This is a genomic window from Nitrobacter sp. TKz-YC01, from assembly GCF_047824785.1.
In the GTDB taxonomy this organism is placed as follows: domain Bacteria; phylum Pseudomonadota; class Alphaproteobacteria; order Rhizobiales; family Xanthobacteraceae; genus Nitrobacter.
Genome location: NZ_CP181167.1, coordinates 445,621 through 462,358, shown reverse-complemented (window position 1 = coordinate 462,358; position 16,738 = coordinate 445,621). Strand labels below are relative to the sequence as shown.

Genomic DNA, 16,738 nt, shown 5'->3' with positions numbered 1-16,738 from the left:
CGCCCGCCATGGAATGGACGACAAAACCCACCTCGGTGCGGGCCTTTGTGGCGCGATCGCTCGCCTTCGCGGCAATCGGCGCTTTCACGCTGGACCCGGCGCTGACGCCGGTGTTCGCGAGCGATTACCGCGCATCCGCTGCGAGCGCCGGCGCGAACATGCACGCGCAATCGCTTTCGCTCGGCATCGGCAAGTCGGTCGTGGTGGATCTGCCCCGCGACGTGAAGGATGTTCTGGTCGCCGACCCGAAGATCGCGAACGCCGTGGTGAGATCGGCGCAACGCGCCTACATCATCGGCGCGGCCGTCGGTCAAACCAACATCATATTCTTTGACAGCAGCGGCCAGCAGATTTCGGCCTACGATATCGCGGTGACGCGCGACCTGAACGGCTTGCGCACCGCGCTCAAGCAACTGCTGCCGAACGCCGCCATCAAGGTCGATGGCCTGGGCGACGGCGTCATGCTCTCCGGATGGGTATCGAACCCGATCGAGGCGCAACAGGCCGGCGATCTCGCCGCGCGCCTCGCCGATGGCCCGCAAAAGGTCGTCAACAACATCGCGGTGCGAGGCCGCGACCAGGTCATGCTCAAGGTCACCGTGGCCGAGGTCGCCCGCACCATCATCAAGCAGATGGGCATCGATCTCAGCGCCAGCATGAACTACGGCACCGCGGTCGTGAACTTCACCAATGCAAATCCGTTCACCGCTCTCGGCCGGCCGCTGACGAACAACAGCGCGGCCGCCTCATTCGGCTCGACGATGGTGGGCGGCTCCCCGGTGCCCGCGGTCACCGCGACCCTTCGGGCGATGGAAAGCGCCGGCGTGATCCGGACGCTCGCCGAACCGAACCTCACCGCGATATCGGGCGAGTCGGCGACGTTCATCTCGGGCGGCGAGTTTCCCATTCCGGCCGGCTTTTCTTGCGATCCCGCCACCCGGGTCTGCCTGACGCAGATCAGATTCAAGAAGTTCGGCATCTCGCTGAATTTCACGCCGGTGGTGCTGACCGAAGGCCGGATCAGCCTGCGTGTGATGACCGAGGTTTCGGAGTTGTCGAACGAGAACTCGATGACGCTGAACCAGTCAGTCGGCAACTCGCTCACCGTGCCCTCGATAAGAACCCGGCGCGCGGAAACGACGCTGGAGATTCCGTCCGGCGGCTCAATGGCCATGGCGGGCCTGATCCATCAGCAGACCAAGCAGGTCATCAACGGATTGCCGGGCATCGCCCAGGTGCCGGTCCTTGGCGCACTGTTCCGCAGCCGTGACTACGTTAACGGGCAGACCGAACTGATGGTCCTTGTGACTCCTTATGTGGTGCGCGCTGTCGCGCAAAAGGACCTGTCGCGGCCCGATGACGGCTTCGCCGATGCATCCGACCCGCAATCCGATCTCCTCGGCAGCCTCAACCGCATCTACGGCGCTCCGGGTCGTGCCGAGCCGGCGCGCCACTATCGCGGCACCTACGGCTTTATCACCGACTGAGGCGGGCAAGGAACGAAACGATGACATCCGCAGATTCCGCCGCCCGCCGCAGCCTTCGCCTCGCCGTTCTGGCCGCCGGCCTCTCCGCCGCGCTGGGCGCCTGCACTCATACGGATCGGGTGGACACCACCGCCAGCATTCCGGACGATTATCGCTTGCGGCATCCCATCGCGATCCAGGAAGCGGACCGGACCGTCAATATCTTCATCGGGAATACACGAGGCGGCCTGACGGCTCCGCAGCGCGCGGATGTGGTCGGGCTTGCGAGCGTTTGGCTTCGCGAGGGGACCGGCGCCATTGTCGCAGAGGTGCCGACAGGCACCGGCAATGCCCGCGCGGCGGCAGATTCCTTCAGGGAAGTACGCTCGCTGTTGGCCGCCGCCGGCGTGCCGCCGCGAGGAATCATCGTCCGCCACTACCATCCCGCCGATCCACGCCTGTTCGCAACCATTCGCCTGACCTATCCGCGCATCGCCGCCGTGGCAGGCCCGTGCGGCGTCTGGCCGGACGATATCGGTCCCTCGGTCAAGAACAGGGGCTATCTCGACAACAAGCCTTACTGGAATTTCGGGTGCGCCACTCAGCGCAACCTTGCATCGATGATCGACAACCCGTCCGACCTCGTCCAGCCGCGGCCCGAAACTCCGGCCTACACGGCGCGCCGCACCCAAAGCTTCGAGAAATACCGCAAGGGGATGACCACCACGACGGATTATCCCGAAGCCGAGAAAGCCAAACTCAGCGACACAGGCAAATGATCAGTTACGCCCGCAACGACGCAGATTCGACCACCTCCCCTTCGCCGAGGGCGGAGGATCATATCGCGCCGGCGCCGCGTGTCTCGGTGCAGGCCTTCTGCGAGACGATGGAAACAGCCACGGCCGTTCAAGCCGCCGGCGAAGACCGCAGGCTGGCCAAGGCTCACCTCAAGATCCAGATGGGCGGCATGACCGCCGCGGTGGAAGCCTATCGGTCGGCGCCGACGCCGAACGTCATCATTCTCGAAACCGAAGAGCACGGCGACATCCTGGCGGCGCTCGACCACCTTGCGACCGTGTGCGACGCCGGTACGCGCGTCATCGTGATCGGCCGCGTCAACGACGTGACGCTGTATCGCGAACTGGTCAAGCGCGGCGTCAGCGATTATCTCATGGCGCCAGCCGCCCCCATCGACATCGTCCGTTCGGTTTGTGGCCTGTTTTCGGCGCCGGAAGCGAAAGCAGTCGGCCGGATCATCGCAATCGCCGGCGCCAAGGGCGGCGTCGGCGCCTCGACGATCGCCCATAATGTCGCCTGGGCGATTGCGCGCGACCTGGCGCTCGATTCCGTCGTCGCCGACCTCGACCTCGCATTCGGCACCGCCGGGCTGGACTTCAATCAGGATCCGCCGCAAGGAATTGCCGACGCCGTCTTCTCACCCGACCGTATCGACACCGCGTTCGTCGATCGCCTGTTGTCGAAATGCACCGATCACCTGAGCCTGCTCGCCGCCCCGGCGACGCTGGAGCGCGTCTATGACTTCGGCACCGAGGCATTCGACTCGACGCTCGATACGCTGCGGGCGACGATGCCTTGCATCGTGCTCGATATTCCGCATCAATGGTCGGGCTGGACCAGGCGGGCCCTGATCGGAGCGGACGACATCCTCATCGTGGCGACGCCCGACCTTGCGAACCTCCGCAATACAAAGAACCTGTTCGACCTGCTCAAGGCGGCGCGGCCGAACGACCGGCCTCCGCTCTATTGCCTCAACCAGGTCGGCGTTCCGAAGCGCCCGGAGATCGGCGGCGGCGAATTCGCCAAGGCCATCGAAAGCCAGCCGGTCGTCAGCATCCCGTTCGATCCCCACATGTTCGGGTCGGCCGCGAACAACGGCCAGATGATCGCGGAGATCGCGCCGAACCACCGTGCCACCGAGATGTTCCTGCAGATCGCCCAGCGCCTGACCGGGCGCGGTGAGGCAAAGAAACCGAGAAAATCGTTCCTGCCGCCGTTCATCGAGAAGCTGCGGGCGAGATAAGTCAGAGCATGATCCCGAAAAGTGAAAACCGGTTTTCGGAAAAGATCATGCTCAAAAAGAGATAAGCGACGAGTCTGATTCAACGCAGTTGAAACAGACCCTATAGCGTTTTCGAGCGAAGCGGGCACCGGTTCGCGTGAAGAAAGCGCGTTGAATCAAGATCTGAGAGCCTCACTTCTGATTCCATCAGAAGCGAGGCTCTAGAGCATGATCCGATCAAATTGAATCGGACCATGCTCTGAAAGTTATTGTCTGGTCGCATTTTCTTGCGGCGAACCGGTATCCACTTCGCCGGAAAATGCTCTAGTGCGTGGAGTAAATCGTGTTTGGCAAGCGTAGCGGACCAGAGGACAACGTCCGGAAGCTGGCGAGCCTGACGGAGGTCGCGCCGCCAATCTCGAATACGCGAGCTTCCGCGGACATCGCTTCGCCCAAGATCGCCTCGCCACCGCTCGCGCCGCCGCGCCCGGCGCCCCAGGCGCCGGCCGTCGATGCCCGCAGGTCCGACACCTACTACCAGGTCAAGGCGACCATTTTCGGCGCGCTGATCGAGGCTATCGACCTCGCCCAGCTCGCCAAGCTCGACGGCGAATCCGCGCGCGAGGAAATTCGCGACATCGTCAACGAGATCATCGCGATCAAGAACATCGTGATGTCAATCGCCGAGCAGGAAGAACTGCTCGACGACATCTGCAACGACGTTCTCGGGTATGGACCGCTCGAACCGCTGCTGTCCCGCGACGATATCGCTGATATCATGGTCAACGGGGCCGGCACGGTCTTCATCGAAGTCGCGGGAAAGATCCAGCGAACCGGAATCCGCTTTCGCGACAATCAGCAACTGCTGAACATCTGCCAGCGGATCGTCAGCCAGGTCGGACGGCGGGTCGATGAATCCTCGCCGATATGCGACGCGCGTCTCGCCGACGGATCCCGCGTCAACGCCATCGTCCCGCCGCTCGCGATCGACGGGCCCGCGCTGACGATCCGCAAGTTCAAGAAGGACAAGCTGACCCTCGATCAACTGGTCAGGTTCGGAGCCATCACCCCCGAAGGCGGCACGATCCTTCAGATCATCGGCCGATGCCGCGCCAATGTGCTGATCTCGGGCGGCACCGGCTCCGGCAAGACCACGCTGCTGAACTGCATCACCAACTATATCGACCACGACGAGCGCGTCATCACCTGCGAGGACGCGGCCGAGCTTCAGTTGCAGCAACCGCACGTCGTCCGGCTCGAAACCCGTCCCCCCAACATCGAGGGCGAAGGCCAGATAACGATGCGCGATCTGGTCCGCAACTGCCTGCGCATGCGCCCCGAGCGCATCATCGTCGGCGAGGTTCGCGGACCGGAGGCATTCGACCTGCTGCAGGCCATGAATACCGGCCATGACGGTTCGATGGGCACGCTACACGCGAATAATCCGCGCGAAGCGCTATCGCGTTGCGAGTCGATGATCACGATGGGCGGCTTCGCGCTGCCTTCGCGAACCATCCGCGAGATGATCTGCGCCTCGATCGACATCATCATCCAGGCCGCGCGCCTGCGCGACGGCTCGCGCCGCATCACGCACATTACCGAGCTGATGGGGATGGAGGGCGACACCATCATCACCCAGGATATCTTCGTCTACGATCTGCTCGGGGAGGATGCCGACGGCAACGTGATCGGCCGGCACCGTTCGACGGGAATCGGCCGGCCGCGGTTCTGGGAACGCGCGCGGTACTATGGCGAGGAGAAGCGGCTCGCCGCCGCGCTCGATGCGGCGGAAGTCAAGGTCGATATCTGAGGACGCGCGCTCATGAACTTGCAAACCCTGGCCCTGGCATTCATGGCTGCGACCGCGGTGGGCGGCGTCGCATGGGTTTTCCTGTATCCGATGTTGTCGGGCGAGATGAAAGCGGAGAAGCGCCGGGCCGCGCTGGCGCGGACATCTCCGGCCATCCGGCAGGTCGACCGGGCTCAACGCTCGCGCCGCGAACAGATCGAGGAATCGCTGCGGGAAATCGAGCAACGCCAGAAACGCGACAGAAACGTTACCCTCAACAACCGCATCGCACAGGCGGGCCTGTCGTGGTCGAAGGAGAAATTTCTGATCGTGTCCGGCGTTCTCGCCATGACCTGCTTTGCCGTTCCGATGGTTCTGGGAGCCGGGCCGGTTGCGGCGGCAGGCCTGGCCTTCGCGGCTGGCTTCGGTGTGCCGCGCTGGCTGCTCGGGTTCCTCAAGAAACGCCGGGAGACCGCGTTCCTGCGCGCGCTCCCCGATGCGGTGGACGTGATCGTGCGCGGCATCAAGGCCGGCCTGCCGCTGTTCGAGTCGCTGAAGGTTGTCGCGGCCGATTCGCCGGAGCCGTTGAAAAGCGAATTCGCGGCGATCATCGAGACCCAGGCCATCGGCATGCCGCTCGGTGAGGCCTGTTCGCGGCTGTACGAGCGAATGCCGGTTCCCGAAGCGAATTTTTTCGGCATCGTGATCGCGATCCAGCAGAAATCCGGCGGCAACCTTTCGGAAGCTCTCGGCAACCTGTCCAAGGTGCTGCGGGACCGCAAGAAGATGGCCGAGAAGATCAAGGCGGTATCGATGGAAGCCAAGGCGTCGGCCGCCATCATCGGCTCGCTGCCGCCGATCGTCATGCTGCTGGTCTATCTATCCACTCCGGATTACATCGCGCTGCTGTGGACCCATCCGACCGGCCGGCTGATGCTGGCCGGCTCCGCGCTGTGGATGTCGGCCGGCATCCTCGTGATGAAGAAAATGATCAACTTCGACTTCTGACGGTGCAGCGGCATGCTCGACATCCTGATCGAAAAATTCCACGACCCGCAGTTCATGACGATGGTCCTTGCCGCCATCGCCGCCAGCGCGACCGTCTACACGCTGATCACGCCGTTCTTTGCGACGGATGGCCTTACCAAGCGGATGAAGGCCGTCGCCAGCGAGCGCGAGCGCATCCGGCAGCGCGAGCGCGAACGGCTCGCGAGAACCGAGAAGGTCTCTCTTCGTCAGGCGCCGAAGCAGTTCATCTCGAAGATCGTGGAGGATCTCAATCTCGGGAAATGGGTGGCGCAGGAAGCCGCCCGCGAGAAGCTCGTGATGGCGGGGTATCGCGGTCAGGCTCCTTACGTCACCTTCCTGTTCTTCCGCATGGTCACCCCGATCGTGATGCTGATCGGAGCGATCGCCTATGTTTTTCTGCTGTCGCACACGCAGCAGTCCTCAACCGTCAAGTTCGGCATCTGCATCGGCGCCACGTTCTTCGGCATGCAGGCGCCGATGCTGTTTCTGCAGAACGCCATCACAAAGCGCCAGCTCTCGATCAAGCGGGCTTTTCCGGACGCGCTCGATTTGCTGCTGATCTGCCTTGAATCCGGCATGTCCATCGAAGTCGCGTTCCGCAAGGTCAGTACGGAGATCGGCAACCAGTCGGTCGCGCTGGCCGAGGAGCTCACGCTGACCACGGCGGAGCTGTCCTACCTTCAGGACCGCAAGGTCGCCTATGAAAATCTGGCGAACCGCACCGGCGTGGAAGGGGTGAAATCAGTGTGCCTCGCGCTTCAGCAGTCAGAACGATATGGCACTCCGCTCGCGCAAAGCCTTCGCGTGATGGCGCAGGAAAATCGCGACATGCGGATGACCGAGGCCGAGAAGAAGGCAGCCGCCTTGCCGCCGAAGCTGACAGTCCCGATGATCGTGTTCTTCCTGCCCGTGCTTTTCGTGGTCATTCTTGGGCCGACCGGCATCAAGATCGCAGCACAAATGCACTGAGGGGTTTTACAGGCCGGCGGCTTACCTAAGAGCCTTCTCGCTTCTGATGGAATCAGAAGCGAGGTTCACAGATCTTGATTTGCCGCGTTTTCTTCACGCGAACCGGTATCCACTTCGCTCGAAAACGCTATAGAGCATGATCCCGAAAAGTTGGAAACCGGTTTTCGGATAAGATCATGCTCGATCAAAAGTTAAGGTGAGAGTCTGGTTCAACGCAGTTGAACCAGACTCTAGGAGATCAGCCGGTCCGACCGCGGATCAGCTTTCCGACCTTGATCGGCGGGAGCTCTGCCTGACGTTGTCAGCCGCACCGACCCGCGCGTTGGCGCCGCGCCCGAGCATCTGCTTCAGGTAAGCCACGTTCGCCGCCGCTTCATCGACCGGCAGGTCGGCCTTCACGATATTCTCTGCCTCATCGAACCTGCCCTGCAACCCCACCGCCAGCGCCAGATTCTGCCGGATCCGGCTATCCACGGGAGCGCCGTCGTGAGCGCGACGCAAAGTCTCCTCCGCCTTCGGCAGTTCCCTGGTCAGGACGTAGGACATGCCGAGATTGGAGAGCACCGAGGGCTCGTCAGGCATGATTCTGAGCGCGCTCGCGTAATAGCGGCGCGCATCTTCGTGACGGCCGAGCTTGTCGAGCGTCGTGCCCTGAACCGAGAGAATCCGCCAATCCGGATTCGCCGGTGTATGCGCCCGGCTGAGCACATCGAAAGCCTGTTGCGACTGACCGTTATCGGCCAACGCCCGGCCCCAGCCCGCAAGCACCGCCTTGTTGCCCGGATTCAGGATCGCGGCGCGTTCCAGCACCGCGACCGCCTGGGCGCGCTGTCCGATCGCGCGCAACGCCAGTCCGTACTTCAGGGCCGCGTCTGCATCCTTCGGATTAGCCCGAAATCGCTCGCCATAGACTTCGACGGTGCGTTGCGGATCGGTTCCGGAATGCTTTTCGGACTTTGTCTCGGCCTTGGCGCCGAGCGAGCCCGTGACATCGGACATAGCAGCGGTTTGACAACCGCCAAGTCCGATGGCCAGCATTGCGGTTACGGTTGAGGATGCGAGAAGCCTTGCAAGACACGACTGCCGACGCATGGTACTTTTCACTCGCAACTGCCAGCTGATCGAAAATGGACGGCCTCAGCAATAGACTGTTAACCCTAACGCCTGGTTAACCGCTGCGATCGGCGCCAGCCGCTTTCCTGTTATAACTCTCCCTCTTCGAACCGAGATCAACCACCATGCATCCCGCGTTTGCGACCACGCCGGCCGAGAAGGCTATTCCGATCATCCTGCTGTCCAGGGCGGCCTGGGAGGCCGACGGCGCCAGCCTTGATGATTCCGCCCGCCGGTTTGCCGAGGCGAACGGCTTTCAGGCCAAGTCCGGACAGTATCTCGCGCTACCCGAAGCGAACGGCGACATCTCCTGCATCCTCTTCGGACTTGGCGAGAAACCGGACCAGACACGCGATCCCTTTCTCGTGGGCAAGCTGCCGGGACTGTTGCCGCCGGGCGCCTTCCGCTTCGCCGGCGCGGCGCTCGATATGCATCTCGCGGCGCTGGCCTTCGCGCTCGGCAGCTACCGCTTCGATCGCTACCGCAAGGCCGATGCGCCCAAGGCGCGGCTGGTGCCGCCCGATGGCATCGACATCGCGGCCATCTCGCGAACGGCCGAAGCGGCGACGCTCGCCCGCGACCTGATCAATACGCCCGCCAACGGCATGGGACCGGAGGAGCTTGCGGCTGCCGCCCAGGATCTCGCGCAGCGTTTCGATGCGGAATTCAACTGCGTCGTCGGCGACGATCTGAGGCAGCGGAATTTTCCGCTGATCCATGCGGTCGGCATGGCGTCGCCGCGCGCGCCACGCCTGATCGATTTCACCTGGGGTGACCCCACCCATCCGAAGGTCACGCTGGTCGGCAAAGGCGTCTGCTTCGACACCGGCGGAGTCGATCTCAAAACGGCCAGCGGCATGCAGATCATGAAGAAGGACATGGGCGGCGCGGCCAACGTGCTGGCTCTGGCGCTCATGGTGATGGACGCGAAGCTGAAAGTGCGATTGCGCGTGCTGATCCCGGCGGTCGAGAACTCTGTGGCCGGCAACGCCTTCCGGCCGCTCGACATCTTTCCGTCGCGCAAGGGCTTGAGCGTGGAGATCGGCAACACCGACGCCGAGGGCCGGCTGGTGCTCGCCGACGCGCTCGCCTTGGCCGACGAAGAAGCGCCGGAGTTGCTGATCGATGTCGGAACACTCACCGGCGCGGCCCGCGTGGCGCTCGGGCCGGACTTGCCGCCGTTCTATACGAGCGACGAAAACCTTGCGCTCGATGTCGCGCGCTGCGGGAAGACCGAGAATGATCCGTTGTGGCGGATGCCGCTGTGGCCGGCCTACGATGCCTGGCTGGATTCCAAGGTCGCCGACATCAACAATGCGCCATCCGGCGGCTTTGCGGGCTCGATCGTATGCGCGCTGTTCCTGCAACGTTTCGTCGGGGCGGCAACGAGCTGGCTTCACGTCGATATCTACGGCTGGACGCCGTCAGCCAAACCGGCGCGGCCCGAGGGCGGCGAATGCCAGGCCGCGCGCGCCATCTACAGATTGCTGAGCGAACGCTATGGATGATCCGCGACTCACACCGGCCCGGCCCGAGGTCGCCGCCCGCCATCTCGAAGGCCGGATCGATGCGGCGCGCTTCACCGACGGCGAGGAGTACGAAGTCGTCGAATCGGCGGCGCCCCTGCAGCGCGAGCCTGCGCCGGATGCGATGCTCCAGACCCAGGCGCTGCGCGGCGAGCGGGTCACGATCTACGACCACAGCGCCGAAGGCTGGGCCTGGGGCCAGTTGAACGGCGACGGCTATGTCGGCTGGCTCCCGGACCGCGCGCTCGCCAGGCCCGGCGCGGCGCGGACGCATAAGGTCGTCACCTTGCGGACGTTTGCGTTTCCCGGACCGTCGATCAAGCTGCCGCCGGTGGCGACGTTCTCGCTCGGCGCAAGACTCGCTGTCCAGCGCCACGACGGCTGCTTCGCGGTCACTGATGATCGTCTGTACATCCCCGCCAACCATCTCGCCCCGCTCGATCATGCCGCCGCCGATTTCGTCACGGTGGCCGAAATGTTCGTCGGAACGCCGTATCTGTGGGGCGGCAAGACCAGCCTCGGCATCGATTGCTCCGGCCTCGTGCAGGTGGCGCTCAACGCATCCGGCATCGCATGTCCGCGCGACAGCGACATGCAGGAAGCGGCCATGGGCCGCGCGCTGTCTCCGCAGGAGGCGCAACAGCCGCGGCGCGGTGATCTGATGTTCTGGAAAGGACACGTCGCCGTCGTCCGGGACGAGGCCACGCTTCTCCACGCCAACGCTCATCACATGGCGACAGCGATCGAGGGCATTCACGACGCCGTCGCCCGCATCGAATCCGCGGGCAGCGCCGTCACCTGCGTGAAGCGGCTGGACTAAAGCATCGGACCCGAAAGTGGGAACCGGTTTCGGGATAAATCCGATGCTCAATCAATTAACTGGAGCGGCGGCGCTGATTCCATTTGACCGGCCGCCGCTCTAAAGCGTTTTCGAGCGAAGTGGAATCCGGTTCGCGTGAAGAAAACGCGTCAAATCAAAAACTCCAATCATTCCGCGTCCGGCTCGTCAGGCGCGGTCTCCAGCCGGAATGCCGCGGCAAACAGCGCGCGCGTGTAATCCGATTTCGGATTCCCGAACAACTCCGACGCGGGCCCTTCCTCGACCACCTTGCCCTCGCGCATCACGATAAGATGGCTGGCAAGAGAGGCGACCACGCGCAGGTCGTGCGAGATAAACATGTAGGTCAGGTCGCGCTTGCGCTGCAATTCACGCAGGAGATCGACCATCTGCGCCTGAAACAGCATGTCGAGCGCGCTGGTCGGCTCGTCCAGCACGACGAAATTCGGCTCCAGCACCACGGCGCGCGCGATGCTGATGCGCTGGCGCTGGCCGCCCGAGAACTCGTGCGGATAGCGGAAGCGCGTCGCCGGATCGAGGCCGACGTCGGTCAGCGCCTTCACCACCCGCGCCTCCCGTTCGGTCTCCGAGAGCGAACCCTGATGCACGCTCAAGCCTTCGGCCACGATATCGCCGACCGACATGCGCGGGCTCAAGGCTCCGAACGGGTCCTGAAACACGATCTGCATGTCGCGGCGGAACGGCCGCATCTGCTTGAACCGCAGACCCTGGATGTCCTTGCCCAGAAACACGATGGGACCGTCAGAGGAGATCAGGCGGAGCAGTGCGAGTCCGAGCGTGGTCTTGCCGGAGCCGGATTCGCCGACGACGCCGAGCGTTTCTCCCTGACGAACCCTGAGCGTCACGCCATCGACCGCCTTGACGTGGCCGACCGTCTTGCGCAGCAGGCCACGCCGGATCGGAAACCAGACCTTGAGATTGTCGGTTGCGATCACGACCGGCGCGTCGGGCCGCGGCGGCGCGGGATCCGGTTTCGGCTCCGCGGCGAGCAGTTCACGCGTGTAGGGATGTTGCGGCGACTCGAAAACCTGCTCGACCGGCCCCTGCTCGACGATCTTGCCGCCATTCATGACGCAGACGCGATCGGCGATGCGGCGGACGATGCCGAGGTCGTGGGTGATGAACAGCAGGCTCATGCCGAGCCGGGCGCGGATATCCGCCAGCAGCGCCAGGATCTGCGCCTGCACGGTGACGTCGAGCGCGGTGGTCGGCTCGTCCGCGATCAAAAGATCCGGCTCGTTGGCGAGCGCCATCGCGATCATCACGCGCTGGCGCTGGCCGCCGGACAGTTGATGCGGATAGCTGGCAAGACGGGTTTCCGGCTCGGGAATGCCGACCTGCGTGAGCAGCTCCAGCGTCCGCTTCCGCGCCGCCGCGCCGCGCGCACCCCCGTGCAGCAGCAAGATCTCGCCGATCTGCGCCTCGATGGTGTGCAGCGGGTTGAGCGAGGTCATCGGCTCCTGGAAGATGATCGAGATGTCGTTGCCGCGGATGCTCCTGATCTCGCGCTCGGACAGGCCGAGCAGTTCGCGTCCGTTGAAACGGATGTTGCCGCCAGGATGCGACGCGGCCGGATAGGGCAGCAGCTTGAGGACGGAGAGCGCGCTGACGGATTTTCCAGAGCCGGACTCGCCGACGAGAGCCACGCACTCCCCACGTTTGATGTCGAATGAAATGCGATCGACAGCCGTCGTCGATCCGCCGCCATGATGAAATACAACGGACAGGTCGCGAACCTCGAGCAGCGGCTGATCGATGGCGTCCATCCGGTGCCTTACCTGAACGTCTTGCGAGGGTCGAAGGCGTCACGCACGGCTTCACCGATGAAGATCAGAAGCGACAGCATGATCGCGAGCGAGAAAAACCCGGTGAAACCAAGCCATGGCGCCTGCACGTTGGCTTTCCCCTGCGCCAGCATTTCGCCGAGCGAGGGCGAGCCCGGCGGCAATCCGAAGCCAAGAAAATCGAGCGCGGTCAGGGTCATCACCGACGACGACACGATGAACGGCAGGAACGTCATGGTCGCGACCATGGCGTTCGGCAGAAGATGGCGGAACATGATGGTCGCATTCGACACGCCGAGCGCCCGCGCCGCGGTAATGTATTCGAAGTTGCGTCCACGCAGGAATTCGGCGCGCACCAGACCGACCAGCGACACCCACGAGAACAGCAGCAGGATGCCGAGCAGCACGAAGAAACCCGGCACCAGGATCGACGAGAGGATCAGGAGCAGATAGAGCGAGGGAATCGCGGTCCAGACCTCGATGAAGCGCTGGAAGCCGAGATCGACCCAGCCGCCGAAATAGCCCTGCACGCCGCCCGCCGCGATTCCGATCACCGACGAAACGATGGTCAGGCACAGTCCGAACAGGACCGAAATCCGGAATCCATAGATCAGCCGCGCCACCACGTCGCGGCCCTGATCGTCGGTCCCGAGCCAGTTATATTCGAGATCCCGGCAACCTCTGACGTTCTTTCGCTGCACCACGTCCTTGCATTCGGCTTCGGTCAGCAACCACGTCGGTTTGGAGGGTGCCGGCGTCGGCAGGTCGAGGTTATGGGTATCGTAGGAATAGCGAATGAGCGGCCAGACGATGGTGCCGCCCTTGTCCGCGATCAGCTTCTGAAGATAGGGATCGCGATAATCGGCGGCGGTTTCGAAATCGCCCCCGAACGCGGTTTCCGGATAGGTCACAAACGCCGGAAAATAAAGGTGGCCATCGAACCTGATCAGAAACGGGCGATCGTTGGCGATCAGTTCGGCGAACAACGAGACGACGAACAGAATCAGGAATATCCAGAGCGACCAGTAGCCACGCCGGTTTGCTTTGAAATTCTGCCAGCGGCGGCGATTGAGCGGCGACATGCCAAGCGGATGGCGCGACGGCGGCGCCGCCTCGCCGAGCGGCGATGTTACCCCGGCTTCGACGGGCTTTGTCGAAGTCATGGCCATCAGACCTCCCGCGCCTCGAAGTCGATTCGCGGATCGATCCACATGTAGGTCAGATCGGAGATCAGGTTCACCACCAGCCCGACCAGCGAGAAGATATAGAGCGTGCCGAACACAACCGGATAGTCGCGATTGAGCACGCTCTCGAACCCGAGCAGGCCAAGCCCGTCGAGCGAGAAGATGGTTTCGATCAACAGCGATCCGGAAAAGAAGGCATGAACGAACGCGCCGGGAAATCCGGCGATGACGATCAGCATGGCGTTGCGGAAGACGTGATTGTAGAGCACCTGCCGCTCGCTGCAGCCCTTGGCGCGCGCGGTCATCACATACTGCTTGCGGATCTCGTCAAGGAACGAGTTCTTGGTCAGCAACGTCATGGTGGCGAAGGCGCCGAGCGCCATCGAGATCAGGGGCAGCGTGAGGTGCCAGAAATAATCGATGATCTTCCAGTACCATGGAAACTCGTTCCAGCCGTCCGACGTCAAGCCGCGCAACGGGAAAATGCTGAAGAACGATCCGCCCGCGAACAGGATGATGAGAAGGATCGCGAACAGAAATCCCGGAATTGCGAAACCGACGATGATGACTCCCGAAGTCCAGGTGTCGAACTGCGAGCCGTCCTTGACGGCTTTGCGAATGCCAAGCGGAATCGAGATCAGATAAGTCAGCAGCGTCATCCAGATGCCCAGCGACATCGAGACCGGCAGCTTCTCCTTGATCAGCTCGATCACGGTGGTGTCACGGAAATAGCTCTTGCCGAAATCGAAGCGGGCGAAGTTCCACACCATCAGCAGAAAGCGTTCATGCGCCGGCTTGTCGAAGCCGAACTGCTGCTCAAGGCTCTTGATGAAAGCGGGATCAAGCCCCTGCGCGCCGCGGTACTTCGAATTGACGGCGTCGGACGACGCCCCGACCTGACCGCGCGCGCCGAAGTCGCCGCCGGATGAGCCGGAAATCCGCGACATTCCGCCGGTATCCGAACCGCTCAGTTGCGCGATCACCCGCTCGACCGGACCACCGGGCGCGAACTGCACCACGACGAACGACACGAACAGAATGCCCAGCAATGTGGGAAGCATCAGCAGAATGCGGCGGGCGATGTAGGCGCTCATGCTTATCCCGCCTGCCCGGATGATGCCGGTGTGGCCTGCGTCGACCACCAGATATCAGGCGCCATGACGCCGAGATATTTCGGCAGGCCCGGCGGATGCCCGAACACATCCCAATAAGCCAGCCGGTGCACGTTCGAATACCATTGCGGCACCCAATAGCGACCGGCGCGAATCACGCGATCCAGCGCGCGCGCCGCGAACACGAGCCTGGCGCGGGTATCGGCGGCGATGACGTGCTCCATCAGCGTGTCGATCGCGGGATCGGCGATGCCCGCGAGGTTGTTCGAGCCCTTGGTCGCCGCCGCGCGCGACGCAAAGAAGGGGCGCAGCGAATCGCCGGGAATGGTCGAGAAGCTAAAACGCTCGATGATCATGTCGAAATCGAAGTCGTCCCGCCGCGACCGCGCCTGAACCGGGTCGACGAGCCGCAGCGTGGCGTCGATGCCGAGGGTCTGGAGATTCTTGATATAGGGCATGTGATGAGCCTGGAAGGCCGGCTCGTCGAGCAGGAATTCGAGGCGAAAGACCTCGCCCCGCGGGGTCATCCGCTTCCTGTCCTTGATATGAAAGCCTGCCTCGTCGAGCAGTTGCGCGGCCCTGCGCAACAGCGTGCGATCCTGTCCCGAGCCGTCCGAGACAGGCGGCACGAACGGCATTCCGAACACCTCGTCCGGCACCTTGCCGCGGAACGGCTCCAGCAACGCCACTTCCTCCGGCGACGGCGGGCCGCTCGCCATCAGATCGGAGTTCTGGAAGGGCGATACCGTCCGCACATAGGCGCCGTACATGATGGACTTATTGGTCCACTCGAAATCGAAAGCGCAGTCGAGCGCTTCGCGAACGCGAGGATCCCTGAACTTGTCGCGCCGGGTATTGATAAACCAGCCCTGCGCGCCTGACGGCGTCTCGTCCGGCAATTGCTCGCGCTTGACGCGGCCGGCGGTCATCGCCGGGAAATCATAGCGCGTATTCCAGATGCGGGAGGTGAACTCCTCGCGGTACAGATAATTGCGGCCGGTGAAGCCCTCGAACGCCACATCGCGGTCGCGGTAGAAATCGAATCGCACTGTGTCGAAGTTGTAAGCGCCGCGGCACACCGGCAGGTCCGCGCCCCACCAGTCCTTCACGCGGTCGAACTCAATGAAGCGGTTCGCCTCGAAGCGGCCGACCTTGTACGGCCCGCTGCCGAGCGGAACATCGAGCGTCGATTCATCGAACGGGCGCGCGGCGTAATAGGCTTGCGAAAAGATCGGCAGGCTGGCGACGAACAAGGGCACGTCCCGACCGCGCTTCGCCGCAAAGGTAACCACGAGCGTCGCATCATCAGGTGCTTCCGCCTTCACCATGTCACGCACCTGCTGCGTGATCAGCGGATGGCCCCTGGTCTTCAGGATCATCAGGGAAAAAGCGGCATCGCGCGCGGTCAGTTTCTGCCCGTCATGAAACCGCGCCTCCGGCCGCATCGTGAAGCGGTAGGTCAGGCCATCGGCCGAGATGCGCACCGATTTCGCCGCCAGGCCATACATCGCATCAGGCTCGTCACCGGCGCGCGCCATCAGCGACGTGAACGTCATCCCCATGCCCTGCGCGCCGTCGCCCTTCAGGATGAAGGCGTTGAGCGAGTTGAAGGTCTGGAATGATTGATTGAAAGCGCGGCTCGACGGAATGGTCGCGAACAGTCCACCCTTCGGCGCATCGGGATTGACGTAATCGAAGTGGTGGAAGTCAGCCGGATATTTCAGGTCGCCGAAGGCCGACATGCCATGAGATTCGCCTTGTGATTTGCCTTGGGCCTCCGTCGCCGCGCCGTTCGCGGCCACGGCGACGACCGGTCGCAGCAATGCCGCGCCCGCCGCGCCGACCCCGAGACCGATCACCTGCCGACGGCTGGGCTGCCTTATCCTC

At 63.3% G+C, this 16,738-nt stretch carries 13 protein-coding genes; 8 read left to right on the top strand and 5 right to left on the bottom strand.

Features of this window, described 5'->3' with window-relative positions; translation table 11 throughout:
- Window positions 1–8: 8 nt before the first annotated feature.
- From ACMYR2_RS02150 to ACMYR2_RS02125, 6 genes are all read left to right on the top strand, one after another.
- The gene (locus tag ACMYR2_RS02150) at window positions 9–1,487 is read left to right on the top strand and encodes a type II and III secretion system protein family protein (RefSeq protein WP_347263372.1); all 1,479 of its coding nucleotides are present in this window, start codon (window positions 9–11) and stop codon (window positions 1,485–1,487) included.
- A gap of 20 nt (window positions 1,488–1,507) precedes the next feature.
- A complete protein-coding gene (locus tag ACMYR2_RS02145) occupies window positions 1,508–2,245 on the top strand; it encodes a CpaD family pilus assembly protein (RefSeq protein WP_416193606.1) in 738 nt (245 codons plus the stop codon).
- Window positions 2,242–3,507: an AAA family ATPase gene (locus ACMYR2_RS02140; protein ID WP_347263370.1), complete on the top strand. Its 1,266-nt coding sequence runs from the start codon at window positions 2,242–2,244 to the stop codon at window positions 3,505–3,507. Before ACMYR2_RS02145 ends, ACMYR2_RS02140 begins: the two co-directional genes overlap by 4 nt.
- Window positions 3,508–3,829: 322 nt before the next feature.
- Window positions 3,830–5,296 carry a CpaF family protein gene (locus ACMYR2_RS02135; protein ID WP_416193605.1) on the top strand — a complete coding sequence of 489 codons (1,467 nt, stop codon included), beginning with the start codon at window positions 3,830–3,832 and terminating at the stop codon, window positions 5,294–5,296.
- Between the two features lie 12 nt (window positions 5,297–5,308).
- Window positions 5,309–6,283: a type II secretion system F family protein gene (locus ACMYR2_RS02130; protein WP_347263368.1), complete on the top strand. Its 975-nt coding sequence runs from the start codon at window positions 5,309–5,311 to the stop codon at window positions 6,281–6,283.
- 12 nt (window positions 6,284–6,295) lie between these two features.
- Window positions 6,296–7,273: a type II secretion system F family protein gene (locus tag ACMYR2_RS02125; RefSeq protein WP_347263367.1), complete on the top strand. Its 978-nt coding sequence runs from the start codon at window positions 6,296–6,298 to the stop codon at window positions 7,271–7,273.
- 258 nt (window positions 7,274–7,531) lie between these two features.
- On the opposite strand, the gene ACMYR2_RS02120 is transcribed toward ACMYR2_RS02125, so the two are convergent.
- Window positions 7,532–8,365 (bottom strand): tetratricopeptide repeat protein, encoded by an 834-nt coding sequence (locus ACMYR2_RS02120; protein WP_416193604.1) that lies wholly within the window; start codon window positions 8,363–8,365, stop codon window positions 7,532–7,534.
- 146 nt (window positions 8,366–8,511) lie between these two features.
- On the opposite strand from ACMYR2_RS02120, the gene ACMYR2_RS02115 reads away from it, so the two are divergent.
- Together ACMYR2_RS02115 and ACMYR2_RS02110 are read left to right on the top strand one after the other, a co-directional pair.
- Entirely contained in the window at window positions 8,512–9,894 is a 1,383-nt protein-coding gene (locus ACMYR2_RS02115) for a leucyl aminopeptidase family protein (protein ID WP_347263365.1), read from the top strand.
- Entirely contained in the window at window positions 9,887–10,732 is an 846-nt protein-coding gene (locus ACMYR2_RS02110) for a C40 family peptidase (RefSeq protein WP_347263364.1), read from the top strand. Before ACMYR2_RS02115 ends, ACMYR2_RS02110 begins: the two co-directional genes overlap by 8 nt.
- Window positions 10,733–10,899: 167 nt before the next feature.
- Here the strand turns inward: ACMYR2_RS02110 and ACMYR2_RS02105 are convergent, their stop codons facing one another.
- The 4 genes from ACMYR2_RS02105 to ACMYR2_RS02090 are packed head-to-tail and all read right to left on the bottom strand — an operon-like array spanning window position 10,900 to window position 16,734.
- Complete coding sequence (locus ACMYR2_RS02105) at window positions 10,900–12,537, bottom strand: ABC transporter ATP-binding protein (protein WP_347263363.1); 1,638 nt, start codon at window positions 12,535–12,537, stop codon at window positions 10,900–10,902.
- Between the two features lie 8 nt (window positions 12,538–12,545).
- Window positions 12,546–13,718, bottom strand: a complete 1,173-nt coding sequence (locus tag ACMYR2_RS02100; protein ID WP_416194144.1) for an ABC transporter permease — start codon at window positions 13,716–13,718, stop codon at window positions 12,546–12,548.
- A 5-nt stretch (window positions 13,719–13,723) separates the two neighbouring features.
- Entirely contained in the window at window positions 13,724–14,833 is a 1,110-nt protein-coding gene (locus ACMYR2_RS02095) for a microcin C ABC transporter permease YejB (RefSeq protein WP_347264872.1), read from the bottom strand.
- A 2-nt stretch (window positions 14,834–14,835) separates the two neighbouring features.
- On the bottom strand, window positions 14,836–16,734 hold the full coding sequence (locus ACMYR2_RS02090) for an extracellular solute-binding protein (protein WP_347264873.1): 1,899 nt from the start codon (window positions 16,732–16,734) through the stop codon (window positions 14,836–14,838).
- Between the last annotated feature and the right edge of the window lie 4 nt (window positions 16,735–16,738).

What these genes read in the sequence shown, in the direction of transcription:
- ACMYR2_RS02130 (WP_347263368.1), top strand. Translation starts at nt 5,309, where the DNA reads ATGAACTTGCAAACCCTGGCCCTGGCATTCATGGCTGCGACCGCGGTG.
- ACMYR2_RS02105 (WP_347263363.1), bottom strand. Translation starts at nt 12,537, where the DNA reads ATGGACGCCATCGATCAGCCGCTGCTCGAGGTTCGCGACCTGTCCGTT.
- ACMYR2_RS02150 (WP_347263372.1), top strand. Translation starts at nt 9, where the DNA reads ATGGAATGGACGACAAAACCCACCTCGGTGCGGGCCTTTGTGGCGCGA.
- ACMYR2_RS02115 (WP_347263365.1), top strand. Translation starts at nt 8,512, where the DNA reads ATGCATCCCGCGTTTGCGACCACGCCGGCCGAGAAGGCTATTCCGATC.
- ACMYR2_RS02125 (WP_347263367.1), top strand. Translation starts at nt 6,296, where the DNA reads ATGCTCGACATCCTGATCGAAAAATTCCACGACCCGCAGTTCATGACG.
- ACMYR2_RS02145 (WP_416193606.1), top strand. Translation starts at nt 1,508, where the DNA reads ATGACATCCGCAGATTCCGCCGCCCGCCGCAGCCTTCGCCTCGCCGTT.
- ACMYR2_RS02110 (WP_347263364.1), top strand. Translation starts at nt 9,887, where the DNA reads ATGGATGATCCGCGACTCACACCGGCCCGGCCCGAGGTCGCCGCCCGC.
- ACMYR2_RS02120 (WP_416193604.1), bottom strand. Translation starts at nt 8,365, where the DNA reads ATGCGTCGGCAGTCGTGTCTTGCAAGGCTTCTCGCATCCTCAACCGTA.
- ACMYR2_RS02095 (WP_347264872.1), bottom strand. Translation starts at nt 14,833, where the DNA reads ATGAGCGCCTACATCGCCCGCCGCATTCTGCTGATGCTTCCCACATTG.
- ACMYR2_RS02100 (WP_416194144.1), bottom strand. Translation starts at nt 13,718, where the DNA reads ATGACTTCGACAAAGCCCGTCGAAGCCGGGGTAACATCGCCGCTCGGC.
- ACMYR2_RS02140 (WP_347263370.1), top strand. Translation starts at nt 2,242, where the DNA reads ATGATCAGTTACGCCCGCAACGACGCAGATTCGACCACCTCCCCTTCG.